At 62.3% G+C, this 25,390-nt stretch carries 21 protein-coding genes and 1 pseudogene; 14 read left to right on the top strand and 8 right to left on the bottom strand.

Annotated features, from left to right (window positions below; translation table 11 throughout):
* Positions 1–32 precede the first annotated feature (32 nt).
* Together ACRQHG_RS03950 and ACRQHG_RS03945 are read left to right on the top strand one after the other, a co-directional pair.
* Positions 33–815 (top strand): LOG family protein, encoded by a 783-nt coding sequence (locus ACRQHG_RS03950; protein ID WP_026429527.1) that lies wholly within the window; start codon positions 33–35, stop codon positions 813–815.
* Between the two features lie 55 nt (positions 816–870).
* Positions 871–1,038, top strand: coding sequence for a DUF3117 domain-containing protein (locus ACRQHG_RS03945; RefSeq protein ID WP_016442993.1), 168 nt, complete (start codon positions 871–873; stop codon positions 1,036–1,038).
* Between the two features lie 217 nt (positions 1,039–1,255).
* Here the strand turns inward: ACRQHG_RS03945 and ACRQHG_RS03940 are convergent, their stop codons facing one another.
* The 5 genes from ACRQHG_RS03940 to ACRQHG_RS03920 form a co-directional block, all read right to left on the bottom strand.
* Positions 1,256–1,879, bottom strand: coding sequence for an O-methyltransferase (locus ACRQHG_RS03940; protein ID WP_284889137.1), 624 nt, complete (start codon positions 1,877–1,879; stop codon positions 1,256–1,258).
* Between the two features lie 155 nt (positions 1,880–2,034).
* The gene (locus tag ACRQHG_RS03935) at positions 2,035–3,192 is read right to left on the bottom strand and encodes an Mrp/NBP35 family ATP-binding protein (RefSeq protein ID WP_435713229.1); all 1,158 of its coding nucleotides are present in this window, start codon (positions 3,190–3,192) and stop codon (positions 2,035–2,037) included.
* Entirely contained in the window at positions 3,179–3,820 is a 642-nt protein-coding gene (locus ACRQHG_RS03930; protein WP_026429524.1) for a DUF1003 domain-containing protein, read from the bottom strand. Before ACRQHG_RS03930 ends, ACRQHG_RS03935 begins: the two co-directional genes overlap by 14 nt.
* Positions 3,813–5,102, bottom strand: coding sequence for a magnesium transporter MgtE N-terminal domain-containing protein (locus ACRQHG_RS03925; protein WP_435713228.1), 1,290 nt, complete (start codon positions 5,100–5,102; stop codon positions 3,813–3,815). The genes ACRQHG_RS03930 and ACRQHG_RS03925 overlap by 8 nt, the downstream gene beginning before the upstream one ends.
* Entirely contained in the window at positions 5,102–6,628 is a 1,527-nt protein-coding gene (locus tag ACRQHG_RS03920) for an aminopeptidase P family protein (RefSeq protein WP_435713250.1), read from the bottom strand. The genes ACRQHG_RS03925 and ACRQHG_RS03920 overlap by 1 nt, the downstream gene beginning before the upstream one ends.
* 150 nt (positions 6,629–6,778) lie before the next feature.
* On the opposite strand from ACRQHG_RS03920, the gene ACRQHG_RS03915 reads away from it, so the two are divergent.
* Both ACRQHG_RS03915 and ACRQHG_RS03910 read left to right on the top strand, forming a co-directional pair.
* Positions 6,779–7,618, top strand: a complete 840-nt coding sequence (locus tag ACRQHG_RS03915; protein WP_435713227.1) for a PHP domain-containing protein — start codon at positions 6,779–6,781, stop codon at positions 7,616–7,618.
* Positions 7,619–7,834: 216 nt separating this feature from the next.
* A complete protein-coding gene (locus ACRQHG_RS03910; protein WP_026429521.1) occupies positions 7,835–8,461 on the top strand; it encodes a MarC family protein in 627 nt (208 codons plus the stop codon).
* 85 nt (positions 8,462–8,546) lie between these two features.
* Here ACRQHG_RS03910 and ACRQHG_RS03905 read toward each other — a convergent pair whose 3' ends face one another.
* Together ACRQHG_RS03905 and ACRQHG_RS03900 are read right to left on the bottom strand one after the other, a co-directional pair.
* The gene (locus ACRQHG_RS03905) at positions 8,547–10,238 is read right to left on the bottom strand and encodes a DEAD/DEAH box helicase (protein ID WP_435713226.1); all 1,692 of its coding nucleotides are present in this window, start codon (positions 10,236–10,238) and stop codon (positions 8,547–8,549) included.
* 260 nt (positions 10,239–10,498) lie between these two features.
* Positions 10,499–10,723: a DUF3107 domain-containing protein gene (locus tag ACRQHG_RS03900; protein WP_087070621.1), complete on the bottom strand. Its 225-nt coding sequence runs from the start codon at positions 10,721–10,723 to the stop codon at positions 10,499–10,501.
* Positions 10,724–10,919: 196 nt separating this feature from the next.
* Between ACRQHG_RS03900 and ACRQHG_RS03895 the strand changes: the two genes are divergently transcribed.
* Positions 10,920–14,408, top strand: a complete 3,489-nt coding sequence (locus ACRQHG_RS03895) for a PD-(D/E)XK nuclease family protein (protein WP_435719594.1) — start codon at positions 10,920–10,922, stop codon at positions 14,406–14,408.
* Positions 14,405–18,235, top strand: a complete 3,831-nt coding sequence (locus ACRQHG_RS03890; RefSeq protein ID WP_435713224.1) for an ATP-dependent helicase — start codon at positions 14,405–14,407, stop codon at positions 18,233–18,235. The genes ACRQHG_RS03895 and ACRQHG_RS03890 overlap by 4 nt, the downstream gene beginning before the upstream one ends.
* Here ACRQHG_RS03890 and ACRQHG_RS03885 read toward each other — a convergent pair.
* A complete protein-coding gene (locus ACRQHG_RS03885) occupies positions 18,183–19,241 on the bottom strand; it encodes a phosphotransferase (RefSeq protein ID WP_435713223.1) in 1,059 nt (352 codons plus the stop codon). The genes ACRQHG_RS03890 and ACRQHG_RS03885 overlap by 53 nt on opposite strands.
* Before the next feature lie 197 nt (positions 19,242–19,438).
* On the opposite strand from ACRQHG_RS03885, the gene ACRQHG_RS03880 reads away from it, so the two are divergent.
* From ACRQHG_RS03880 to prfB, 8 genes and pseudogenes are all read left to right on the top strand, one after another.
* On the top strand, positions 19,439–20,644 hold the full coding sequence (locus ACRQHG_RS03880; protein ID WP_435719593.1) for a TadA family conjugal transfer-associated ATPase: 1,206 nt from the start codon (positions 19,439–19,441) through the stop codon (positions 20,642–20,644).
* A gap of 2 nt (positions 20,645–20,646) precedes the next feature.
* Positions 20,647–21,672 carry a type II secretion system F family protein gene (locus tag ACRQHG_RS03875; RefSeq protein WP_435713221.1) on the top strand — a complete coding sequence of 342 codons (1,026 nt, stop codon included), beginning with the start codon at positions 20,647–20,649 and terminating at the stop codon, positions 21,670–21,672.
* 14 nt (positions 21,673–21,686) lie between these two features.
* Positions 21,687–22,580: a type II secretion system F family protein gene (locus ACRQHG_RS03870; protein WP_435719592.1), complete on the top strand. Its 894-nt coding sequence runs from the start codon at positions 21,687–21,689 to the stop codon at positions 22,578–22,580.
* A 39-nt stretch (positions 22,581–22,619) separates the two neighbouring features.
* A complete protein-coding gene (locus tag ACRQHG_RS03865; RefSeq protein WP_435710880.1) occupies positions 22,620–22,832 on the top strand; it encodes a hypothetical protein in 213 nt (70 codons plus the stop codon).
* On the top strand, positions 22,829–23,263 hold the full coding sequence (locus ACRQHG_RS03860) for a hypothetical protein (protein ID WP_435713219.1): 435 nt from the start codon (positions 22,829–22,831) through the stop codon (positions 23,261–23,263). The genes ACRQHG_RS03865 and ACRQHG_RS03860 overlap by 4 nt, the downstream gene beginning before the upstream one ends.
* A complete protein-coding gene (locus tag ACRQHG_RS03855) occupies positions 23,260–23,700 on the top strand; it encodes a hypothetical protein (protein ID WP_435710876.1) in 441 nt (146 codons plus the stop codon). Before ACRQHG_RS03860 ends, ACRQHG_RS03855 begins: the two co-directional genes overlap by 4 nt.
* 32 nt (positions 23,701–23,732) lie before the next feature.
* Entirely contained in the window at positions 23,733–24,164 is a 432-nt protein-coding gene (locus tag ACRQHG_RS03850; RefSeq protein WP_435710874.1) for a hypothetical protein, read from the top strand.
* Positions 24,165–24,173: 9 nt separating this feature from the next.
* A pseudogene (gene prfB, locus ACRQHG_RS03845) lies at positions 24,174–25,292 on the top strand (peptide chain release factor 2); the annotation flags it as partial.
* Between the last annotated feature and the right edge of the window lie 98 nt (positions 25,293–25,390).

Below are 25,390 nucleotides of genomic sequence, written 5' to 3'. Positions count from 1 at the left end.
AGGCGCGCAGGCAGCGAAGGACAATAGAAACCATGAACACACGCGACTATCGGCGCGGGGCGCAAACCCGGCGCGGCACCCAGATTCCGCCCGTCACCGCGGATACCAAGCTGCTCTCCAACCGCAGCAACGGGGACTGGACCCTCAGCGACCCGTGGCGAGTGCTGCGCATCCAATCCGAATTCGTGGAAGGGTTCGGGGCGCTCGCCCACGTGCCGCCCTGCGTCTCGATTTTTGGGTCGGCGCGTACCGGGCGTGAGTCCCGCTACTACCGGGTGGCCGAAGAAACCGCCGATATCCTCAGCCAGCAAGGCTTCGGCATTATTACCGGGGGCGGGCCGGGGATTATGGAAGCCGCCAATAAAGGTGCAGCGGCTAATGACGGCCTCTCCATCGGCCTCGGGATCGAACTCCCGCACGAACAGGGCCTCAACGAATACGTGAACCTCGGCATTGAATTCCGCTACTTCTTCGTGCGTAAAACAATGTTCCTCAAGTATTCCCAAGGCTTCGTGGTGCTCCCGGGCGGGTTCGGCACCCTCGACGAACTCTTCGAAGCCCTCACCCTGGTACAAACCGGTAAAGTCGCCGGATTCCCGGTGGTGCTGGTGGGCAGCGATTTCTGGGGCGGCCTCGTGGAGTGGATCCGCGGGCGCCTCGTCAGCGAAGGTATGATTTCGCCCGCAGATCCGAATATTTTCACCGTGGTGGATACCGCTCGCGAAGCTGTGGACGCTCTTATCGCAGGTCAGCGCTCCCTCACGGCGGAACAAGCCACGCGACAAGCTCGCCGCGAACAGGTGGCAGACTTCTAGTAGAATTAGGGGTGACGTTAGTCGCATAGTTGCGGCGAACAGGAAGGAAACCACTATGGCAGCTATGAAGCCACGCACAGGTGATGGGCCGCTGGAAGTCGAACGTGAAGCGCGCGGAATCGTGGTTCGTATTCCGGTGGATGGCGGCGGACGCCTCGTCCTGGAACTCAACGACGAAGAATGCGTCAGCCTCAAAGAAGCTCTCGCAAGCGTGGAGAAGTAACCACCACCAACCTATCTGTACCTACTACCTATCCGGGGGCCAGCCAGCGGGCGCGGCCCCCGGATGCTATGCGTCCGGAGCGCGCGGAGTGCTCGGAAACCGGCGGAAACTATGTGTTCAGGAACCAGCGGATAGTATGTGTTCGGAAACCGGCGTGCTCAAGCATGGCGCGGTTGGATCTGAAGGGCAGCCCGGTTAGATCCGGAGGGCGGTTCGGTTAACGCAGGCGGCAGACCAGCACGCCATCGCCGAGGGGCACCAGGCTGCTATCGAGTTCTTCGGCGCGCATGAGCGCCTTAATGAGGTGCCGTATCGCGACGACGGGTTCTTCGCGGCGCGCCGGATCAGCCACTTTGCCGCCCTGGAGGGCGCCAGCCACCACCAGCAGACCGCCGGGTCGCAAAATCCGCAAGGCTTCTTCACAGTCGCCGGCAGCCTCGAGGGGATCGCCGTCGACAAGAACCATATCGTAGGAGCGGGCCGCCAGCCGCGGCAAAATATCTGCACTGCGCCCGTTAATAATGCGCACTTTCCCGGGCCTGGCCCCAGCCCGAGCGAAAAGCGAGCGGGCCACGTGCTGGGCTTCGGACTCCACGTCAATCGTGGTGAGGTGAATATCCCCGGCGCGCAGCAGGTAGAGGCCGGAAACTCCGCTGCCCGTCCCGATTTCCACCGCGTTCGTGACCTTCGCGCAGGCCGCCAGCACGGTGAGGAAGTTCCCGCAGGCCGGGCTCACGCAGCGGATGGAAAATTCTGCGGCGGTGGCGCGGGCCGCCCGGGTAATATCCCCCTCGATAACGGCGTCTTCAGCGTATGTCCACGCTAGGGTCCGATCGGACATAAGCCTCCTCCAAAACAGGGATCGTGCGCAGCAGTGTTTCTATCATAGTGCGCTGTGCCATGACGCGGGATACGCGCGCCGGGCTAAGCGGCAGGGCGTGCGGTAGACTGATCCGTAGGATGTGCGCGGCGGGTTAGCCGGATGCCTGCGCTGGACTAGTCAGCCGGCGAGCCGCGCCGCGGTAGCTCTTGGATACGCGCTGCTAGGCCGCGCAGAATATCTCGCGCGGGAGAGTCCACCATATCGAGGACGAATGGCGTTCCCGCGTCGCAGCCTTCCCGCAGCGCCGGCTCCAGCGGAATCTGGGCGAGCAGCTCGACCGGATACCCGAGGGTTGCGCTGAGATTCGTGGCGACGAGCTGCCCGCCACCGGAACCAAAAATAGTATTTTTTGTTCCGTCCGGTAGTTCCAGGTAGGACATATTTTCGACGACGCCGATAACGGTCTGCTCAGTTTGCTTGGAAACTGCACCGGCCCGTTCAGCCACGTCCGCGGCGGCAGTTTGCGGCGTCGTGACAACGAGGATATCCGCGCGGGGCAGCATCTGCGCCAAAGAAATAGCGACGTCGCCCGTTCCCGGCGGTAAATCGAGGAAAACAAAATCGAGATCCCCCCAGTACACGTCCGCGAAGAATTGTTCGAGGGCCTTGTGGAGCATGGGGCCGCGCCAAACCACCGGGGTATTCCCGGGCACAAACATGCCGATGGACATGACTTTCACGCCGTGGGCGACCGGGGGGATGATCATGCCGTTGAGCTGCTGGGCGGGGGTATCCACTCCCATCATCCCGGGGATGGAAAAACCGTAAATATCGGCGTCGATGAGGCCTACGCGTTGGCCGGTGGCGGCCAGGGCAACCGCGAGATTCGCGGCGACGGAGGATTTACCGACCCCACCTTTTCCGGAGGCCACCGCGATAACGCGGGTGGGGGAGTCGGGGCGCGCGAAAGAGATCTCCCGGGTGGTGCGCCCCCCGCGCAGCTTCTGCTGGAGGTGCTGTACCTGGAGAGGCGTCATAGCACCCATGGTGATGGTGATAGTACCTACGCCCTCAAGTGGGGAAATGGCTTCGCGGACTTCTTTTTCGATGACGTCTTGGCGCGGGCAGTGCACGGTGGTGAGAAGCACCGTGAGGGTGACATTACCTTCTGGGCTTACCCGCAGCCCGTGGATCATATCCAGTTCGGTAATCGGGTGGCGTAGCTCCGGGTCGATAACCCCGGAGAGGGCTTCCAGAACCCGATCCTTGGTGAGGGCAGTGGCCGCGGGTGAGCGCGGCACCGAATTGGAAACAGGATCACTCGTGGGCACCGGGCTCCTCCCTAGGGCGGTCAAGCGCGGCGCGGGCGTGGTCATCTCCCGGATCAACGGGAGTATCACGGGCTTCGCGCTGGGCTTTGACCGCATCGAGTTCTTCTTGCAATTCGCGGATGCGTTCTTCGCGTTCGGCGGCGCGGTCAATATTGCGGTCATCCAGTTCGTGGAGTAAATCGCGCAATTCCGACCGCACAAAATCACGGGTGGCCATATCGCCCACCGCATCGCGTAAACCCGCAATTTCACGCATGAGGTATTCGGTATCCGCCAGGTTCCGATCCGCCCGCTGGCGGTCCTGCTCAGCGCTCACTTTGTCACGCGCATCCTGGCGGTTCTGGGCCAGCAGGATGAGGGGTGAAGCGTAGGAGGCCTGCAAGGAAAGCATGAGCGTGAGCGCGGTGAAACCGAATTCAGCAGAATCAAATTGCCATTTTTCGGGGGCCATGGTGTTCCACGCCAGCCACGCCACCACGAAAATAGTCAGGTAAACCAGGAAACTCGCGGTGCCCTGGAAGCGGGCAATGCTTTCCGCGGCGCGCCCGGCAGCTTCCGGATCCTTGCGGCGCCGGCGCCGAAACAAGCGGCTGCGGCGTTCGAGTGGTTCATTGAAATCATTAGCCACGGTTCACCTCGTTCGTCGTGGATGCGGCGGCGTTTTCGGAATCCGTGCCCTCCCAGGAATCGTCCATATCACGCCAATCCTCGGGGAGGAGGTGGTCGAGAACGTCATCAACGGAGACCGCCCCGAGGAGGAGCCCCTGGTCTACTACCGGGACAGCGGTGAGGTTATAGGTGGCTAATTCGCGGGTGACCGAACCGATGGGGGCTTCCGGATCCACACCTTCGGTATTGCGATCCAGAATGGAACCGAGCATCGTGGTCGGGGGTTCGCGCAGCGCCCGCTGGATATGTACTGCGCCCAGATACCGCCCCGTGGGAGTTTCCAAAGGTGGGCGGCACACAAAAGCTACCGCGGCTAGCGCCGGCGGAATATCCGGGCGGGAGGCTGCGGCCAGAGCTTGGGCGACCGTATCATCCGGGCCGAGGATCACCGGGTTGGGGGTCATGAGACCACCGGCGGTGCGCTCGTCATAGGTGAGGAGGCGGCGCACATCCTGCGCTTCGCCTTCACTCATGGAGTCGAGGAGGATCGCGGCTGTTTCAGAAGGCAGATCGGCCATGAGGTCGGCCGCGTCGTCGGGCTGCATCACGTCCAGAACGTCACCGGCACGTTCCACGTCCAAGCCGGCCAGCACCGTGACGCGGTCCTCATCACCGAGTTCTTCCAGGACGTCCGCGAGCTTTTCGTCCGTGAGCTCCCGGGCGACTGATTGCATCCGTTCTTCGGGTAGATCACGCAAAATTTCCGCAATATCCCACGGCTTGAGATCCACCAGCTGGGAGACGATTGAAGCGGCTCCCTGGGTGTGGCTCGCGGTGGACAGGCCGGCTACTTCGCTCACCTTGAGGATTTCCGAATGGCGCGAATTCGTGCCGATTCCGCGCACATACACCTGGGTGAGGCCCCATTCGCGCCCGCGCAGCGGCTCAATGGCCGCGTCTACGACGCTCATGCGGGTACCGGTTTCTCGCACCACCACTTCGCGGTCAATGAGCTGGGCCATGACGAGTGTTTCCGAACTGCGCTGCTGGAAGCGCCGCATATTGAGCACACCCGTAATGATGACCTGGCCGTTCGCGATGGAGGTGACGCGGGTAATGGGCAGGAAGACCCGCCGCCGGCCCACCACATCAATGGTGAGCCCGACCGCGGACGGTACCCCTTTGACGCGGAACACCACGACGACATCATGGACGGTACCCACCTGGTCGCCAATGGGATCGTAGACGGGGGTACCGGCCAGCCGCCCAATAAAAACGCGAGAATTTTGCGAGGTTTTCATTAGCGCTGCACCCGCGTGAACCATTCTTCGATATCGGCGATGGTCCGCGGTATATCTTCCGAGAGGCGCTCAGCGCCGTTTTCCGTGATGAGGATATCGTCCTCGATGCGTACCCCGATTCCGCGGAAACGTTCGGGAACCTTGAGGTCATCTTCGCGGAAGTAGAGCCCCGGTTCGATGGTGAAGACCATCCCCGGTTTCAATTCCGCATCCAGGTACATATCCCGGCGGGCGGCTGCGCAATCATGCACATCCAAGCCGAGGTGATGGGAGGTGCCGTGCGGCATCCAGCGCCGGTGGTACTGGCCTTCGGGGGCCAGGGACTGCGCGGCAGTGCCGGGGAGCATCCCCCACTTTTCCAGGTACGCGGCAATAACTTCCATGGCGGCGGCGTGCACATCCTTGAATTTCACGCCGGGGGTGCCGGCCACCTCCAGGGCGCGCTCAGCAGCTTCCAGCACGGCGTTATAGACCTCTGCCTGTTCTTCCGTGAAGGTGCCGTTGACCGGGAGGGTGCGGGTGATATCCGCGGTGTAGAGCGAATCGAGTTCAACCCCGGCATCCACGAGGATGAGGTCACCTTCGCGGACCTCACCATCATTCGTCATCCAATGGAGAGTATTGGCGTGGTTGCCGGAGGCGGCGATGGTGTCATATCCCAGGCCGTTGCCTTCTTCGCGGGCGCGGGCGAAGAACGCGCCTTCCACCACGCGTTCCCCGCGATGGTGGGCAACCGCGCGCGGCAGGCTACGAATAATCTCATCGAAACCGGAGTGGGTGGCCTCCACCGCCTTGCGCATTTCCCGCACTTCAAAATCATCTTTAATGAGGCGAAGTTCGGAGAGGGCCTGGGCCAGCTCCACATCTTGGGCGGAATCCTGCGAGAGCCCGGCCGCGGCACGCAAGTCATTTACCTGCGCGGTGATCTGTTCCGATGCTTCGGCGAGCACCCGGATACTCACCTGGCCTTCCCCGAGATCCTTCGCGAGGGCATCGGGGAGATTATCCAGGGAATCGGTGGCCAAACCGGTGGCGCGGCTGACTTCTTCCAGGGAGGGACGCGCCCCCACCCAGAATTCCCCGTGGGCCGGATCCGAATAAAACTCTTCCGAGGAACGCGAGGCGCGCGGGTAGAAGTAGAGGGTGACATCATGCCCGCCTTCTTCACGCGGATTGAAAACAAGAACCGCGCCGGGTTCTTGTTCCCCGCCCAGGCCGGTCATATGTGAGAAAGCAGAGTGGGCGCGGAAGCGGTAATCGGTGTCATTAGCGCGCACCTTTGTTTCGCCAGCCGGGATAACCAGCCGTTCACCCGGGAAAAGCGCGGAAAGGGCGGTGTGGCGGGCCGGCAAATAATCTGCCACTTCCGTGCGCGGTGCCGGTTCGGGCCGGGGCCCCCAATCCGAGCCCATGAACTCCCGAAACTCGAGGTTACTGGGCTGCTGAGAACGGTTATTTCCGCGGGCGCGCAAATTTTGCTGCGCAGTATCCTGATCGTGCTGTCCCTTGGTAGTCATACCGTCCATTATCGCACCCTTTGCCGACATAAAAAGCCCCGCGAACTTTTCCGGCGCCGCGGGCAGCGCTGGGGTGCGGGGCGGCGCCCCGGCCGGCGCCGCGCCCAGGCGCAGCACCGTGGCCCCGCGCCCCGCCCGGCCCCGACTAAGCTGGAGAGCATGGCCATCGATACCCACACTCATTCCACCGCTTCCGATTCCACGGTCACTCCGCGCGAACTCGTGGAGGAAGCCAGGAGTATCGGCCTGGCCGGAATTGCGCTGACCGACCACGATACGGTGGCCGGATGGGAGGAGGCCGCCGCAGCGGCGGCCTCCTGCGCCGTCGTACTTATCCGTGGCATGGAGTTGTCCACGAAATGGGAAGGGATCACCTGCCATATCCTCGGGTATCTTTTCGATCCGCATGATGGCGCGATTCAGGAGCATATCGCTACCACGCGGGCGTCGCGGCTCACCCGCACCCGGGCCATTGTGGAAAAGCTCAGCGTGGACGTGCCTATCACCTGGGATGATGTGGTGGCTCATACGCCTCCGGGGGCGACGGTCGGGCGGCCCCATATTGCCGATGCCCTGGTGGCAGCCGGCGTGGTTCCCACCCGGAGCGCGGCTTTTACCCACTATCTTTCCGTGCACGGGCCTTACTATGTGTCCCATTACGCGCCGCAGGCTTGCGAGGCAATCCGGATGGTCACGGCGGCGGGCGGGAAAGCGGTGCTGGCCCACCCGGTGGCGCCCGCCCGCAATAAAGTGGTGCCCGAGCGCGCGTTTGAGGAGATGGCCGCGGCCGGGCTATTCGGCGTGGAGCTGCGCCACCCGGAAAACGATCCGGCGCTGGTACCGGGCCTGGAACGCATTGCGGCGCGTTTGCAACTGCGCGGTTTCGGGGCGAGTGATTATCACGGGCGCGGGAAAACGAATCGGCTCGGGCAATACACCACGAGCCCGGATATTATCGCCGAACTGGTCGACGGTACCGCGTTGCCTGTGCTAGGTTAAAACGCGCTTCACTGCCGTAGCGTTCCGGCGGGAGCCGGGTACCTGCGAGCGCCATTCCTACCCGGCGCGGGCGCGGCCGTGAAAATTTTCAGGATGTCTTTTCGATTCTCGCGGGGATGTCCTAGGATGGTGTCGTTATAAGTCCGGCTCGGTGTAAAACCGCTCCTGCGGATGTGGAGGACCTGGTCGCCGGGGAGAATCAGGAGGTACTGCCCCGTGGCCGTCTTTGATGTCACGATCTTCTTGTCCACCTTCATGACCCTGTTCGTTATCGCCGACCCGCTAGGTAACCTCCCGGTTTTCATCGCGCTCACCGCGCGTAATACCAATAAGGAACGCAATCGCGCGGCCTGGCAATCGGTCCTCACCTCCGCGATTGTGCTGGCGATTTTCGCGGTTTTCGGTAAATACATTCTGGATTTGCTGGGTATTACCACCGCCGCCATGCAGATTTCGGGCGGTATTTTGCTCTTGCTCGTCGCCCTCCAGCTCATGCAGGACGAATCCAATCCGCAAGAAGAAGAGGCGAAGGCTTCTTCGGTGAATATCGCCCTGGTTCCCATGGGTATTCCGCTGCTGGCCGGCCCCGGCGCGATCGTCGCCATCATGATCAAGGTGGAGGAATCCGGCGATACCCTGGGCGGCATCCTCGCGATTATCGCCGCCTTTATCCTGCTGCACATTATTGAATGGGTGGTATTGCGTTTCGCTTCGCCCATGCACCGGCTCCTCGGCGAAGGCGGCACGGTGTTCCTCACCCGCATTGCCGGGATGCTGCTGGCCGCTATTTCGGTGCAGCTTATTATTGCCGGCGCGGTTTCCGTGTGGCCGGGCGCCGCGTAGGTTCTTCTTTTCCGCGCAATTCTTAAAGTTCAGGCGGGCACCTCCGGGAAATGTGGAGGTGCCCGCCTGATCCTGTTAATCCGCGTTAGTCCAGTTTGCGGGAGAGTTTACGACGACGCCGCTGCGTTCCTGCCTGCTCGCTAACCGCGGGAGTTTCGGCCCGCGTGCGAGGGGTGCCGAGCTTGCGGCGGGTGCGCCCGGAAGCGCTGCGCTGCTCTTTTTCTTCAGTACGACGACGCCCGCTTCCCGAGCGCTGCCCCTCCGTCGTTGTGCCCGTGGATGTGGCATGGCGCGATCCGCGGGTGGGAGAAGAGCGCCGCTCGCTCCCGCGTTCGCGCGGGCCGCGGCGCCCGCCCTGGCGGGCCGAGCGACGCTGGGAATTCCTGCGCCCGCCCCGCGAATGGCCGGTTTCGCCGAGGTCCTCGATCTCTTCGGCATCCAGGCCGGCCAGTACCCGCTGGGATTCAGGGAGGGTAGAGCCGGCATCGGTGGGAATATCAAGATCGGTGTAGAGGTGATCTGAAGTGTGGTAGGTCTCTACCGGATCGGCCATCCCGAGGTTGAGCTGCTTGCTGATAAGCGACCAGCGGGGCATATCTTCCCAGTCCACGAAGGTGACCGCGGTGCCCTTATTTCCGGCGCGGCCGGTGCGCCCGATACGGTGGATGTAGATCTTTTCATCTTCGGGGCACTGGTAGTTGATGACGTGGGTGACATCGTCCACGTCAATACCGCGGGCGGCGACATCGGTTGCAACAAGCACGTCAATCTTGCCTTTGCGGAAGGCCCGCAGGGTTTGTTCTCGGGCTCCCTGGCCCAGATCCCCATGCAGGGATCCCACCGCGAATCCGCGTTCGCGCAAAGTATCGGCCAGGCGGGCCGCGTTGCGCTTGGTGCGGCAGAAAATAATGGAGCGATCCCGGCCGCGGGCCTGGAGGATCCGCGCAACCACTTCGTCTTTATTCAGGGCGTGGACCCGGTAGGCAACCTGGCGAATATTTTTCACGGTGGCGCTGTCATCACCGGGGGTATGGGCGCGAATATGCGTCGGTTTAGTCATGTAGCGGCGCGCCATGGTGATGACGGGACCGGGCATGGTTGCCGAGAAGAGCATGGTGTGACGGGTAGATGGAACGGCGGAGAGGATTTTTTCGACGTCGTCCAAAAAACCGAGGTCGAGCATTTCATCGGCCTCATCGAGGACCACGGTGCGAACCCGGCTGAGCACGAGGGTGCCATGTTTCATGAGGTCAATGATGCGGCCCGGGGTGCCCACCACGATTTCAACGCCCTTAGCCAGGGCTTCTTGCTGGGGTTCATAGGCACGCCCACCGTAAATATCGACGATACGCAAGGCGCGGTGGGCGGCGGCGTTACGCAGCTCCAAAGCAACCTGTTTGGCCAGCTCGCGGGTAGGAAGCACGACGAGTGCCTGGGGTTTACCCTGATCTGCCGGCGGGATATTCTCCCAACCTTCTTCTCCCGGGCCTATCGATACTTCGAGGAGCGGGATACCGAAACCGAGAGTTTTCCCGGTGCCGGTTTTTGCCTGCCCGATAATGTCGTGCCCGGTCAGGGCGACGGGAAGAGTGAGGGCCTGGATCGGGAAGGGGTGGGTAATGCCGTGCTCTTCCAGGGCACGAACGATGGGTTCGGAAACGCCGAAATCTGCGAAAGACTTGGTTTCGAGGCCTTCACCTGTGCCGGTGATATCAGCGGCGGGGGAGGTGTCGGTGGGTTCATGAGCGCGGGAGGAATCAATCACTCCGGAAGCCATATGCTGTCCTTTCTGCGTGCGCTTGCGCGCACGAGCTAGGGGTGGGTGCAGCAGTTGCGATATATGCCACATCAGCCGATTGCGCACCGGCGACCGAGCACACCACCCGAGGTAGCAGCCGATCGCGACAATCCCCAGCGACCGGGCAGCTACACATATCAATCACGCCTGGAGGCGGTGTACACGGCCTCCAGGCTCCCGGCTATTCTACGGCACTAACCCGACCATTCCGCTGCGACCTCCCGCGCACCACGAATTTCCTAGAGACCGAAGCCAACCCGGCGGGTATCCTGTTCGCGGATTTCCACGAAAGCAATAGCATCAGCGGGAATGGTTACCTCACGGTTCTTCTTCGCGGTAATGCGCAGAGGCTTGCCTTCTCCACCCAGGCTGGCATCGACAAGCGCGCGCAATTCCTCAACCGAGGCATCCGTTTCCAAAATCAGATCACGGGTAGTTTCACGAAAACCAATAACGATTTCCATATGTTTCTCCTTGAATACTCTAGGGATGCGGAGCCGTAGGGCACCGCCGCGAGAGAGCCGGATAGCTCATCTTCGCGATGCATTCACAGTAGCGTTTGCGATGCCTCCACAGTAGCGGCCCCTTACGACAAAAAATTTTGTCGTAAGCCTCTCGTATGGTTAATCCTAACAACGCACCTGCGAAGAAAGGATCGTGGTGGACAGGATCGTCGAACAACTCGATGCCTCACAAGAGGCAGCGGTCAGCGCGGCTCTGGCACGGTCCGCGGGCGGATTAGCCCCGGGCACACTGAGCATTATTGGCGCGCCCGGAAGCGGGAAAACCACCGTCCTCGCCCATATTGCCCGCGCGGCTCTTCAGGAAGGAAATATTGCGGTCATCACCCAGGATCGGCGGGCCGCAGCGCGCCTCCAACACCTGCTCACCTTGGCGGCCGGGGTGCGGCCCGAAAATCTGGAGGTTCGCACTCTTTCTGCTTTCGCCTACGCCATTGTGCAGCGCTATGCCCAAGCATTGGGGCGGGAAAACCCCGAATTGATCTCTGGTCCTGATGAGGATCGCATCGTGCGTGAGATTCTTAGTGATGAATACTCGGGCATCCATTTCCCCGATTTTGTTACCGAGGATGTGCGTGATCTTCCCGGATTACGCCAAGAGCTACGCAACCTTATCACTCGCGCTCGCGAACTCGGTCTGGATGCTAGCCAGCTGGAAGCCTGGGCAGAAAACGGGAGCGTGCCCGAACTCCAAGCACAGATGTGGCGCCTGGCCGGCGCGCTTATGCGCCGGTACGATGAGGTGCGCACTTTGGGGGATGCGCTGGCCGGTTCGGCCGCTAGCCCGGATCGTCTTGATCACAGCCAGCTCGTCGGTGCGGCTACCCATATGCTCTCGGAGTGGGAAGAACACCTGGCGGCAGCGGGTCGTACGGTCCCGGTGCCGCGCCCGCGCTGGGCAATGGTCCTTGTTGATGATGCCCAGAATGCTCCGCGTTCCATGCTTCCCCTCTTGCGGGTGATGCGTGATCAGGGAACCCGGATCATCGTGGCCGGTGATCCCGATAGCGCGGTTCAGGGCTTCCGCGGCGGGGTGCATTCCCTCCCGGGCGATCTTGCTTATCCGGCTCCGCGCGGCTTGGATGCAGATCTTGTTTACCTCAATGTGCGGCATCGCGGCGGCCCCGCCCTTATTAGCCAAGCCCAACGCATTGAGCAGGCCCTCCCGGTGGGTGGGGGCGTGCATGCCCACCGCGCTGCCGGGCCAGCGCTCCCGGATCATGGCAGCGGTCATACCAGTGGTAATGGTGACGGTGCCAGGGTGGATGCAGAAGCGTCAAGTTCGCGTATATCCGATCAACTGCCCGGCGGGCCAACCGATCCGTGGAGTGATGCACTGCGCGGAGCCAGCTTCGCACACATGGAAGAAGAAATTGCCTACGTGGCTTCCTACCTGGAAGAAGTACACCTGCGCACCGGTGCTCCCTACGCGCAGATGGCGGTATTTACCCGCGCGCGCAGTGAACACGGGCGGATCCGCGATGCACTCGTGCGGCGCGGCATACCGGTAGCGCCTCTGGCTAGTGATGAGCCCCTGCATCGCGAACCGGCAGTCGCCGCACTCTTTGATCTCATCCGCGCTGCTTTCACCAGCGGCCCGCACGCCTTCGCCACCCCTGAGGGCGTTGATATCCCGGCATTACTCGCCTCACCCATCATCGGAATGGACCCCCTCGAAATCAAAAGGGTAGGCCGGTGGCTGCGCGCCCAAGCTCTCCTCTCCGGGCAGCGTGGCAGTGAAGCGGAGCTTCTCACCGGGGCAGTCCTGGGTGGCGGTGGGCCCACCGCAGCGGAACTCGAACCCCTGCGCGCTCTGCTCGCCCGAATTCGGGAAGCGGGGGAGGCCTGCGCCATGCAAGCGGAAGAAGTGCTGTGGGCCGCGTGGGAGGGAGCTGGAAAATCCGAAGAATGGCAACAATTAGCCCTCGGGCACGGCCCGGATGCGGATCGGGCCAACCGGAATCTCGATGCGGTTATTTCCCTCTTCCGGGTGGCGCAACGCATGGCGGATCGTGACCCGGCTGTCACGGTGGATACTCTCCTGGAAGAAGTGAGCTCCCAAGAACTCCCCGAAGATTCCATCGCTCGGGGCGGGGCGGAAGCCGATAGCGTTTCCCTCCTCACTCCCGCGGGAGCTCAAGGGCGCGAATGGGATCATATTGTCCTCATGCACGTGGTGGATGGCGTATGGCCTAATCCGCGCCCGCGTGATGCCCTCACGGGTACCGGACTTCTTAGTGAACTTGTGACCGGAAGGTTCGCCGGTGGGGCCAGTTCGGGCACCGGGGTTGATGCAGGCACTGCGATTGGTGCAAGCGATTCGGCTAGTGCAGGAACCGCGGCTAGCGCAGGCAGTGTGGTCTATCGTGATTCCACGTCTGCGGTCATCGCTGATGAACTACGCCAATTACATTTCGCGGTCACGCGGGCCCGGTGCAGTCTCCTCGTGACCACCACGGACAGTATGGGAGATACCCCCTCGCGATTCTTCCCCCTGCTCGGTTTTGATATCTCGGAAAATTCAGCCGGAACAAGTACTAGTGCAGGCGCGGGCGTAGGTGCAGGTGCCGGAGTGGGAGCTTTGAGGAGCGGTCCCAATCTTCCACGTACCGTGCGCTCACTGAGCGATCCACGCTGGGGTATCACCCTTCCTCTCGGGCACCGTCCCCTCGTTGCCCAACCGATCCCACCCGCGCTCCTCAGCAGTGAGGAAACCGTTGGGGTACTGCGCCGGGCACTACGTGCCGGGGGAGAATCCAGCGATTTCGCACGGGCCGCGTTGGAGAAAATGCGCAGCGCCGGATTTAGCGCGGCGGATCCGCACACCTGGATGGATGAACTCGCCACCTCAACCGAGGCAGCGGTACCCGGCCCGGTCTACGTGAGTCCCTCAGCGGTGGAATCCCTTCTTGCCTGCCCGCTTGACGGATTCTGTTCCGCGGTGGGCCTGCGCTCGGAAGAAGGCACCGAAAGCGCCTCCATCGGGACCCTAGTGCACCGTATCGCGGAAGAATTCGCCGAGGAACCAAATCAGGAGCAGATGCACGCCCGTCTGGTAGAGCTCTGGCCTGAAAAACTGTCCGAAACTCCTTCCCATTACGACAAACTCCTCTTCGATCAAGCCAGTGACATGGTCGATAACCTCTATATCTATCTTGATTCCCACCGGGAGGACACCTTGCTAGGCGTGGAACATCGGATTAGCCGCGAGCTACCCGGCACCCCGCCCGTACGGGTATCCGGCTCCATTGACCGCCTCGTCAACCGCGGGGAAGGAGCCCGGGTCATTGACCTGAAAACCGGAAAATATAAGCCCAGCGAGGCACAAGCGGAGGACCACGCCCAGCTCCAGGTCTACCAGTGGGCACTCAACGAAAAACACACGGCTGCCGGTGCGGAACTCGTGTACGTCCACCCGCATAATTTCTTGAAGAAACAGCACAGCCCCTCCGTTCTCACCCAGGCACCTCTTGATGAGGGGAGCGCAGCTCGCGCGGAAGATCGGGTGCGCAGCGCCGCCCAGATCGCGGTGAGCGGCTTCGTACCGGTCTCTCCCAGTTTGGAAGAAGCCAATGACCGGGTTCAATCCATTAGTCCCCTCACGCAAGAAGGACGGATCTTCTCATGACACCCACCCCCCACGAATACGTTGAAGCGCAGGCGCCAGTGGAACCCGATGCCGCTTTAGACCGCATCCTCGCCGGCCAAGAACACCCACCCACCGCGGAACAACGCCGGGTCATCACCTCCACGGCCCCAGCCATCCTCGTGGTTGCCGGAGCCGGATCAGGTAAAACAAAAACCATGGTGGACCGGATCGCCTACCACCTGGCCTGCGGCAACGTGAGCCCGGATGAAGTCCTCGGACTCACCTTCACCCGGAAAGCCGCCGGGGAACTAGCTGAACGAGTTAACACCAGCTTGGAAAAACTCGGCCTCCTCGCCCCGGAAGGAAGCAACGCGGGAAGCGCCATGCGCCGTCCCGTCATATCCACCTACAACTCTTTTGCGAATGACATAGCCGGAGCCTACGGCATGCTGGTCGGAGCTGATCCCACCGCCCGCCTCATCACGGATGCCGAACGCGTCCAGCTCATGGACCAGGTCGTTAGCGCCCTGCCCAGCAGCGCTAGTACCGCGGTCCTGGCCGAACGCAGCCGCTCCAGCCTCATCAACGATGCCCTCACTTTCGCCCAAGGAATCCTCACCAATGGCGTAGAGCTAGCAGAAGCCCGCGCTTTCCTCACCGCCCAAGATCACGCCCTGGAAACGCTATGTGCCGACTCAACACGCATCATGAGCGCACGCTGCTGGTACCCGGATGCCTCCAAGAAATTCACCAATTTGAAAGGGGGAGCGGCAGTACCCAAACAGCAACAAGTCGTGCTCGGGCTAGTGGAGTCCTACCTGCAGCTCAAAAAAGAACTCAACGTCACCGAATTCGCCGACCAGGTCGCCATCGCCGGGCGTATCATGACCCGCTATCCCCAAATCGCCAAGGAAATCTCCTCCCGGTATCGCCTCATCCTGCTCGACGAATACCAAGACACCGACGAAAACCAGGCACAATTCCTCCTCAGCGCCCTTACCGCGAAACGCGACGGTTTCCTATCGATCACCGCGGTAGGCGACCCGAACCAGGCCATCTACGGGTGGCGAGGCGCCAGCGCCGCCGCCCTCACCAACTTCGCACGCCACACCACCCGCATTTTCGGGCACGTAGAGAAACTCCAGCTCTCCACCGCTTTCCGTAACGATAGAGCCGTGCTCGCGGCAGGCAACGCCGTCGCCACTCCCTTAGAACGGGATACGTTCCTACGCGAAGATCGCGACCACCCGAATTTCCCACCCGAATTCAGGCCCGCCCCAACAAGCGCGGGAACGGCGGGGAGCGCGGGGGATAGTGCCGATATCGCGCCGCTGCGGCTGCGGGAACGGCCCGGAGCGGGAGCCGGGCGCGTCAGCGAAATCCGTACCCTGCTGCGCGAAGACTCCTACCGGAGCATCGCCCGGCATATTTTCGCGGTACGCGAGCGGGTAGCCGCGGAAAACGAAGAACGGCGCGCTCGCGGTGAAGCACCGCGCGGGGCCGAGATCGCCGTCCTGTGCCGCAAACGCTCCTATATCGATATGATGGCCGCCGCCCTGCGCGAACTCAACAGTCAGCTTGCCAGAGAATCTGCTGCTCACCCCGGAAGCACAGTGCCCCAGCCCCTCGCATTTGAGATCGTGGGTGGGGAATCGCTGGTGGCGCGCCCGGAAATCATTACCCTGCGGGCCGCCCTCGGCCTGGCCGCCAACCCGGCCCGCGGCGACCTCCTCGCGCGCCTACTTGCCCACTGGAATATTGGGGTGGCGGATATCCGCGCGCTTTCACGCTGGGCGCGTCGCTACGCGGCCGTGGCGGTCACCAAAGTCGATAGCGACGTGCGTGCCAGTTTTATTAACGACGACGCCGCCCCAGGCCACGAGGGCGAGCCTGGCGCAGAGGGTGCATCGGCCACCGAGCAACCCCTTCTCAACAGTCGTGACGAAGCCAATCTGGGCGAGGCACTCCACGCGCTTATGCTCCTGGCAAGCACCCCAAGCACCCCTGGTGAGCACGCGGATACGCCGGAGTTGGAGGGAACGGGCGAAGCTGAGCTCAGGCAGGCAGCCCGATCCGCGCGCGTCGAATTCTCCGGCATTGGCTGGGAGCGCTTGCGATGCTTGAATGCCATGCTCGCATCCTTGCGTTCAGGTTTGCATAACTCTTTGGGCGATCAGATTGATCGGGCCGTCCACCTCCTCGGCCTCGATACCGCGGCTGCTACCCGCAGTGAAGGCGGGCAGCGGGTCCGTACCTCCATCGACCAATTCATCTCCCTGGCCCGCACCTATGCGCACGGTGATAGCCAGCGTGGTATGCGCGAATTCGTGGAATGGCTCGATGTGGTGGAAACCGAAGAACACGGCGGGGAAGAAGAATCCGGGGCAGATATTCCGCGGGTGGAGAGCGCGGTCGACGTTACCCCCGGGGTTATCCAACTGATGACCGTCCATGCTGCCAAAGGTTTGGAATGGCGTGACCTCGTCGTCGTACCTGAACTCGTGAAAGGCCAATTCTCCGAAGTGACCGAAGGAGTGAAAGCCTGGCCGCGCAATACCGGTATGTTCCCGTACCCCCTGCGTACCGACTATCCGTACCTACCCCAATTCACGCTGGCCGGTGCGCGCGACCTCGATAAAATCACCGTCGCGAATACCTACGCGCGGTTCCTCGACGAATTGGCGTACCACGAAAGCGAAGAAATGCGGCGCCTCGCCTACGTGGCCTTTACCCGTTCCACCCGGGAGCTCCTACTGGCCGGATACTGTTTCCAAGATGATAAAGATGTGTCCGGCCGGGTACAGAAAGCAGAAAAGCAAGCGAAGAAAAACGCTGCCGAAACCACGGCAGATGGGAGTGATAACGCACTCGGCGTTGAAACGCGGCAGCCCTCGTGCTTCCTGAGCGCGGTGCGGGAAGCTGCCGCCCGCGGGGAGCTGGTGCTGGCTGCCTCGCCTGCCACGGTTTCCTCCGTGCAGCTGCCGGAAGAATTCCCGGATATAGCACCGGACAGCTTGAGCGTGGATGAGCTCGTCGATATTTTCGGGGAAGACGTTGTGTACCCGCCGGCCCTCGAACCGGTACCGCATTATTTCGAAGCGCCCGACCTGCTTGCCTGGCCGCGTGACCTGGCCCGCAGCCTCCCTATCGAAGCGGAAACTCTCGACGCTGACCAGCGCGCCGAACTCACCCAGGTCATCGGCCGGCTCATCGCACGCAAACAGCAAGCCGAAACATCCGAGTACACCGAGGCCGGCGGGCATTACACCGCCACCGAGCTGGTTTACCGGGCTGAACACCGCGAAGAATATCTGCTCAATAAACGCCGCCCGGTTCCCCGCCAGCCCTCGCGAGCTGCCCGTTTGGGGACGATCCTGCACGAAAAAATCGCTGATAGTTACGCGAGCGCCGCCGTGCTCAATATTGATAGCGAGGATCCCCTCGAGTATGATCCCGTTCTCAGCGCAGAAGAAATCGCGCGTATGTATGAGAATTACGAAGCATCCGAATGGGCCAGCTATCCGCCGCTCGCCATCGAGCAGCAACTCGGCGTGGTCATCGGGGGGCATGTTGTCCACTGCGCACTCGACGCTGTTTTCGACACCTCACAGGTACCCGGGCGTGCCCCGGTGACTATCGTGGACTGGAAATCCGGGCGGCGCCCCTACGGGGAAACGAAAGCTGCTCGGGAGCTCCAGCTTGCCCTCTACCGGCTTGCCTGGTCCCGGGCGCACGGCATCCCCCTCGCGGATATTGACGCGTCCTTCGTCTACCTGCGGGGAAATAGGGCTGAAGAACTACGGGCGGGAAAGCTCAGCGAGGAGGAAATTCTGCTTCGTGCGGGTCTGCCCAATCAGGAGCAGTAACCGCGGTCTCCCCGGTCAGCTCATCCGCACCGCTCGCCTCGGCATCGGAAGCACTTTCAGTGAAAGCCGGCTCCGATGCCGGGGGAGCGGGGAGCAAATCCGGGGCCTCACGTACGTCCTCGGCCAGCGCGCCGAGCATCTGGACGGCGTCGTTCCTAATCTCCATGCTGCCCGTACGAATCCCGTACATGAGCCAGCGAATAATCGCGAACTCCGACGTGAAAATAATACGGGTGTAATCCGCTTCCCTCAGCTCAACCGAGCGCGCATTCTCATAAGAAGTAATAAAACTCGGCCACTGTTCATCATCAAGAACAAGCATCGCCGCTAAATCGCGGGCCGGATCGCCCACGTGCGCCTCACCGAAACCGAGCACGCTCGCAACCGAGCCGTTCGACCACAAGAAATTATCGGAAGCTACATCACCGTGGACAACCGTTTCTTCAAAATCCCACACCTCGTCACTATCCAGCACATCCATCCAGCGCTGGCGCAAAATCGTGGGAAGGGACGTTTCCTGATCGGCTGCCTCCAGCTCGGCCCGCACCCGCGCGCGCCACTGCCCAGCCGTATAGACAGGCAACCCAGAACGAGCCACCACATCCGGGTCAATGCTGTGAATCGCGGCAAGAGTGCGTCCCATCTCCCGCACTTCTTCCTCACCAAGAGCTTCGAAAACCAGGGCCCGCCCAAAAGGCTCCGGGTAGACCACCGCGCGACCCCCGGTATCAGCATCGACAAAACCGGCCGGCCGCATAATATCGAAAGGCAGGCGCCCGGCCCGCAATTCCTCCAAAAGCTGGGGAGCCAGAGCCGCTTCGGCTTCTAACGACGTCGCCGCCGTGCCATTCTGAGGAACTTTGACCATCCAGTGGCGCCCCTGAGAATCAAGGACGCACCCGGAAACAAAATCTTCCGTCTCAACAAACGGTTGGCGCGTGGAGACAATCTCGACGCCGAGAGCCCCGACGGCAAGCGCAGCAAGATAGAGCGGAGAAGTAGTCACCCCCTCAATTTATCCGAAAACGTAGCCACGTGCTTGCCTACACCCCGGATATAGACCGGCTGCCGGAACTATCCACATGATCGCGAAACGCATCCCCTATCCACAGCCAGCCGGCTAGGTGCTTTTCCTGGACGCGGGAGACCCTAAAGTGAGAGCAGCTCACCACGATCACCACCCCAATATTCAAAGGAGGTGCCATGCACGACACGGCATATCCCCGGCCCGCGGGCCTCGCCTCGGCTCGCCCACCGCACCTGGCCAGCCGTGCATATCGCGCTGCTTCCGCTAGCCGGCAGGGCATAGAAGAACGTGTGCGGGAAACGATTCGACACCGCGGAATTGATCCGCGCCGTGACGCCGCCTTCTTGGAAACCATCGTGGGAGAAACCCTCACCACTTTTAATGACGAATCAGTGCGCGGGGACCACGCAGCCTTGGCGGATACGGAGAGCGTACGCTCCCACCTCATCTCCCAGTTGAGCGGGTACGGACCGTTACAAGAATTCTTCGACGACCCGCAGGTCGAAGAAATCTGGATCAATGCCCCGGATAAAATATTTGTGGCCCGCTCCGGTGTTTCCACTCGTATTGATCTCACGATGGCAGAAAGTGAGATCCACACCTTGGTGGAGCGGATGCTCTATGCCTCCGGGCGGCGCCTGGACCTCTCTACCCCGTTTGTTGATGCCCAGCTGCCCACCGGGGAACGCCTCCACGTGGCCATCCCCGATATCACCGCGCGACACTGGGCGATCAATATCAGAAAATACACGGTCCGGGCCCGCAAGCTCAGCGATCTGGTGAATGTGCAGATGCTGGAAGGAGCGCAGGCAGACTACCTGAGTGCAGCCATGAGCGCCGGGCGCAATATTTTGGTATCGGGATCAACCGGGGCCGGTAAAACCACCCTCCTGCGTGCGCTCCTCGGCGGGATAGCGCCAACCGAACGGCTTATCAGCGCTGAAGAAGTTTTTGAGCTGGGCATTGACCTTCCCGACGTTATTGCGATGCAAACGCGCCCGCCGTCCCTGGAAGGGCGCGGCGCGGTGACGCTCCGCGACCTCGTGCGCGAAAGCCTACGTATGCGCCCGGACCGCATCGTTATCGGAGAAGTACGCGGGGCGGAAGCCTTCGATCTTCTTGTGGCCCTCAATGCGGGCATTCCCGGGGCCTGCACTATTCACGCCAATAGCGCGCGGGAAGCCCTCACGAAATTGGAGATTCTCCCGCTCCTCGCCGGCGAAAACATCACGCCAAGCTTCGTGACGCCCACCGTTGCCGCCACCATTAACCTCGTCATCCACGTAACCCGGGCGGCCAGCGGGCAGCGCAGGGTCGCTCAAATCCTGGAGGTCATGGGCCTTGGGCCAGATGGAAGCATTCTTACCCGGGCGGTGAGCTGATCATGGGATTGATCGTTGGAGCTTTACTCACCACCGGAATCCTCACGGTTATTCGTGCTCTATCCAGTTCGGCGGAGGTGTGCAGTTCGGATCGCCCGCGCAGGATGCGCGGCTCGCACTCGCCGGACGGCCCGCGCTGGCCGGGACAACCGGGGCGCCTCGGGTCGGCTCGCGCCGCAATTTCCTGGCGCCAGCTCGGGATAAGTATCTGCTGCGGTCTCGGCCTGACCTTAGCTGCCGTGCTCGGTACCGGGCATCCTTTCCTCGCCGCCGCCGGGGGAGTAGTAGGGCTCTGGCTGCCGTTCTGGCATTCCCGTCACGCCGGTAGGAAAGCGCGGGATACGCAGCGCCTTGCCTGGCCCGACCGCATCGATAAGCTGCTGTCCTCCCTCCGGGCCGGGCGTACTATCCCCGAAGCTCTTCTCTATCTCGCCACCCGGCCAGACGCACCTCCTGCGCTGCGTTCCTTCGCCACCCACCTAGAAACAACCGGAAGTTTTGATGCATCCTTGACCCGCCTCAAAGATTCCTTCCACGATCCGGTATCGGACCGGGTCCTCGAAATTCTTCGGCTCGCGGTGCGCCACGGCGGCCGCGATCTACCTCGCGTCCTGGAATCCCTCGCGCTCTCCCTGCGAGCAGAAAACCGGGCCCGGGGCGAACTCCTCGCCCGGCAATCATGGACCGTCAATGCGGCCCGGGTGGCAGCACTCGCCCCGTGGCTCGTTCTCCTCCTGCTCTCCACCAGGCCAGGCACGATGGACGCCTTCACCTCGCCAACCGGCACCCTCATCCTGTTGGTTGGCCTGGGCGCCACACTGCTCGCCTACGGGCTCATGCTCCGCCTCGGCCGACTCCCCGAAGAGCAACGAGTCCTGGCCGGCTCACCGGAAACATCACCGGGAGCCTCACCAGGAGTATCACCGGGATCCTCACTGACTACTGTGCCGGCGGCCGCAACGGCCGGCCCGTCGACCAGCCTGTCCTCGCCACCCCGTCCCAGTCGCGCCCGCCGCGCCGCAGTATAGAAGGGACCGCTCCTATGCTTCTTACCCTTCCCGCACTTGTTCCCGCACTTACCGGGAGCATCACCGCGGCTGGCCTCGTACTCCTGGGCTGGTGGTGGCTCTGGCCAGGCCCCGCACTGGTCTCACGCATCGCGCCCTACCTGGGCGGTGCCCGCCCGCGCCTGCCTCATCGCGTCATCAGAATGATGCTGCGCGGCGCGGAAAAATTCGGTTCCACTCACGCATCGGTCACGGGCCGCCTCCACCGTTTAGGGGAGGGCGACGTCGCAGACTTCCGGTTTGCCCAATTACGCGCGGGAGTACTCGCCGGAGCAGCCGGTATCGCGCTCGGGCTAGCCTGCCTCGCCCGCGGATTACCCGCGGCGCTCGCGGCCGCCTGCCCCGTGCTTTTCCTCATCGGTGCCATCCTCGCTGTGGACTCTCAGCTCACCGCGCGCCTACGCCGCCGCGACAGTGCTATCACCGCTGAACTTCCCGATATTGCCCACCTCCTGAGCATCGCGGTGGGGGCGGGCACCAGCATCGTGGGAGCTATCGAATACGTTGCGAGCTTCGCCGGCGGAGCCTTGGGAAAAGAACTGCGGCGAACCCTCGGGGATGTCTATGCCGGAGACCCACTCACGACGGCCCTGCGCCGCCTCAACGACCGGATACGCAACCCTGCCTTGCAAAGCCTCTGTGAAGCCTTGCTTGCCGCAATCGTCCACGGTTCCCCACTCGCAGACACCTTGCGGGTACAAGCCGAAGAAGCACGAGATTACGCGCGCCGCCAACTCCTCGAACGCGGAGGCCGCCGCGAAATCCTCATGATGATCCCCGTTGTTTTCCTTATCCTGCCCTTCATCGTGGTCATCGCCCTCTACCCGGGCCTGGCCCGACTCACCTTCCTTCCCTTGAACTCCCCATAAACCATCGCCACAACCAACCATCTAGCGAAAGGAACATTCATGCCAGTGAGTACGCACGGCGCGCTTATCCGCCCTGATTTACCAACCGCAACGTGGACCGCTCCGGATTCCGGCGAACGCGGGGACGTGCCCGGCTGGGTACTTGTCACCCTCATGACCGTCGGCCTGGTGCTCGCTATCTGGGCAGTAGCCGGCCCGGCCCTCACGAATCTCTTCTCCACCGCCATCGAACGCATCTCGAGTTTTTCATGACACCGGCACGTGGTCCCTTTGCTCCCACTTCCGAACGCGGCAGTTCAGTCGTTGATTTCTGCCTCCTCGCCGGGGTGGTGGTCCTCGCTGCCCTGGCACTCGCGGTTCTCGGAGCCCGCGTCTTTGCTATCGAACAGGTACGTGATTGTGCGGCGCGGGCTGCGCGCGCGGGAGCGGTACGCCAGCTCAGCCTGCCCGAGATAGCCACGCAGGCCACCGCAGACATCACCGCGCGCCTACCCTCCTGTCAGTGCACAGCCAGCGCGAGCATGATCCGGATCGGGGAAGAGGACTTCCTACGAGTCGAGATCACGGGAACATATTCCTCCCTCTTAGGAACCAGCCGGGTAGGGCTGCGAGCCCACGCACACGTCCTCACCGCTCGCGGGGCGCACGCCCACCCACCACCCGCGAAAGAAGTACGGTTATGAAAAACCAGGTGAACCACCGAAGCATCCGCGAAAAGGGAAACGGCACCTTGGAAGCCCTCGCGGTCCTTATTGTGCTTGTTCTCCCGCTCCTCATGTTTACCGTGGAAAGCACCGGGATTACCCGCGCCCGAGCGGTCGCCGCGCAGGCAGCCCAGGAAGCAGCCCGCAGTTTCGCAACTGCGGACAACACGGCCAGCGGAACAGCGCGAGCACGGGCGGTTGTCCACGCCGCGGTGAGCGATGCTGCGGTTAGCGGCGCCGGCCTAAGCGGCGCGCCCCCGCGGATCTCCTGCTCCGCACACCCGTGCCTAAGCCCGGGCGAGCGCGTCACCGTCACGGTCGAGGTCTCGGTTCCGCTCGTTTATTTCCGGCGCACTGTTCTTATCGAGCAGAGCGCATCAACAACCGTGGATCGTTTCCGAGAGGCGCGGCCGTGAACAACCGTGGACCGTTTTCGAGAGGCACGGCCGTGAACGCCCTGGCGAAATCTCCGGCACTGCAGACACAAGCAGCACCCCGGGAACGCGGCAATATCTTCATCCTAGGCCTGGGAACCTGGGCGCTCAGTGCCGTGCTGTGCTTAGGCTTCATCTACCTCGCCACCGTCCTCACCGCCCGGCACGTACTCCAGGGGCAGGCCGATTCGGCCGCGCTCGCGATCAGCCAAGAGATCACGCGAGAATGCTATTTCAGCAGCGCTCCCCTGAGCGATTGCCATCCCAGCCCGGCCATCGTGCGCCAGCTCGCCGCCGCAACGTTCCCCGCGGAGCGCGTGCTGCCAGATACCGGCGCGGATAGCGCCGGCGTCGTCGTCGCCCTGGAAAAAACGGTGCGGCTTCCGGTACTGGACCTTCCCGTGCCGATACGTGCGCAGGCCCGGGCGCGCCTTGACCTGAGGTAGCCTTATGCCGTGAGTGATTTTTCCGAACGTCTTGACCATCTGCGCAGTGTTTTTCACCAAATCGAAGCGGTGACCGATGTGGAGGGCCTCACCGCGCGTATCGCCGCGCTGACGGAAGAATCCTCCGCGCCCGGGCTCTGGGATGATACCGCCCGCGCCCAAGAGGTCACCTCGAAACTCTCCCACGCACAAAGCGAACTGGAGAAACTCGAGAAAATGCGCACCCGTATTGACGATGCCGGTGCGCTCCTTGAAATCGCGCAGGAAGAAGAACTCTCGGATCCGGCTTCGGCTCGGGAACTCTACGAAGCGCTCGGCGAAGAGATGACGAGCACCGAAAAGGCGCTGGAAGAACTCCAGATCCGCACCCTGCTCTCCGGCAAATACGATGAGCGCGATGCGGTGGTGACGATTCGTTCCGGGGCCGGGGGAGTGGACGCGGCCGATTTCGCGCAGATGCTTCAGCGCATGTACCTGCGCTGGGCTGAACGCAGCGGCTACGCCACCAAGGTGCTCGATACCTCCTACGCGGAAGAAGCCGGGCTGAAATCAACCACCTTTGAGGTGAGCGCTCCCTACGCATACGGCACGCTCTCGGTGGAAGCCGGGACCCACCGGTTGGTGCGTATCTCGCCTTTCGATAACCAGGGGCGGCGCCAGACCTCCTTCGCCGCCGTCGAAGTTATTCCGCTGATCGAACAAACCGACCATATCGATATTCCCGATACCGATATTCGTATCGATGTGTTCCGTTCTTCCGGGCCGGGCGGCCAGTCCGTGAATACCACCGATTCCGCGGTGCGTATCACCCACCTTCCCACCGGGATTGTGGTCTCCATGCAGGATGAGAAATCGCAGATCCAAAACCGCGCTGCCGCGATGCGGGTTCTGCAATCGCGCCTGCTCCTCCTCAAGCAGGAAGAGGAAGCGCGCGAAAAGAAAGAATTGCGCGGAGATATCAAAGCCTCGTGGGGCGACCAGATGCGTTCCTACGTGCTCCAGCCCTACCAGATGGTCAAGGATCTGCGCACCGGGTACGAATCGGGGAATACCGACGCGATTTTCGACGGCGATATTGACGGCTTCATTGACGCCGGTATCCGCTGGCGCGCCACCGGCGAAAAAGCCGGCGAAAAAGCCGGAGAAAAAGCGAGCGAAAAGAGCAGCGATAAAACCGGCAGCAAGACCAGCGAAAAGACCACCGACAAGGCAGGCGACAAAACCGG

The organism is Actinotignum vesiculae, from assembly GCF_051267215.1.
Classification (GTDB): domain Bacteria; phylum Actinomycetota; class Actinomycetes; order Actinomycetales; family Actinomycetaceae; genus Actinotignum; species Actinotignum schaalii.
This window is presented reverse-complemented; position numbering and strand designations above follow the sequence as displayed.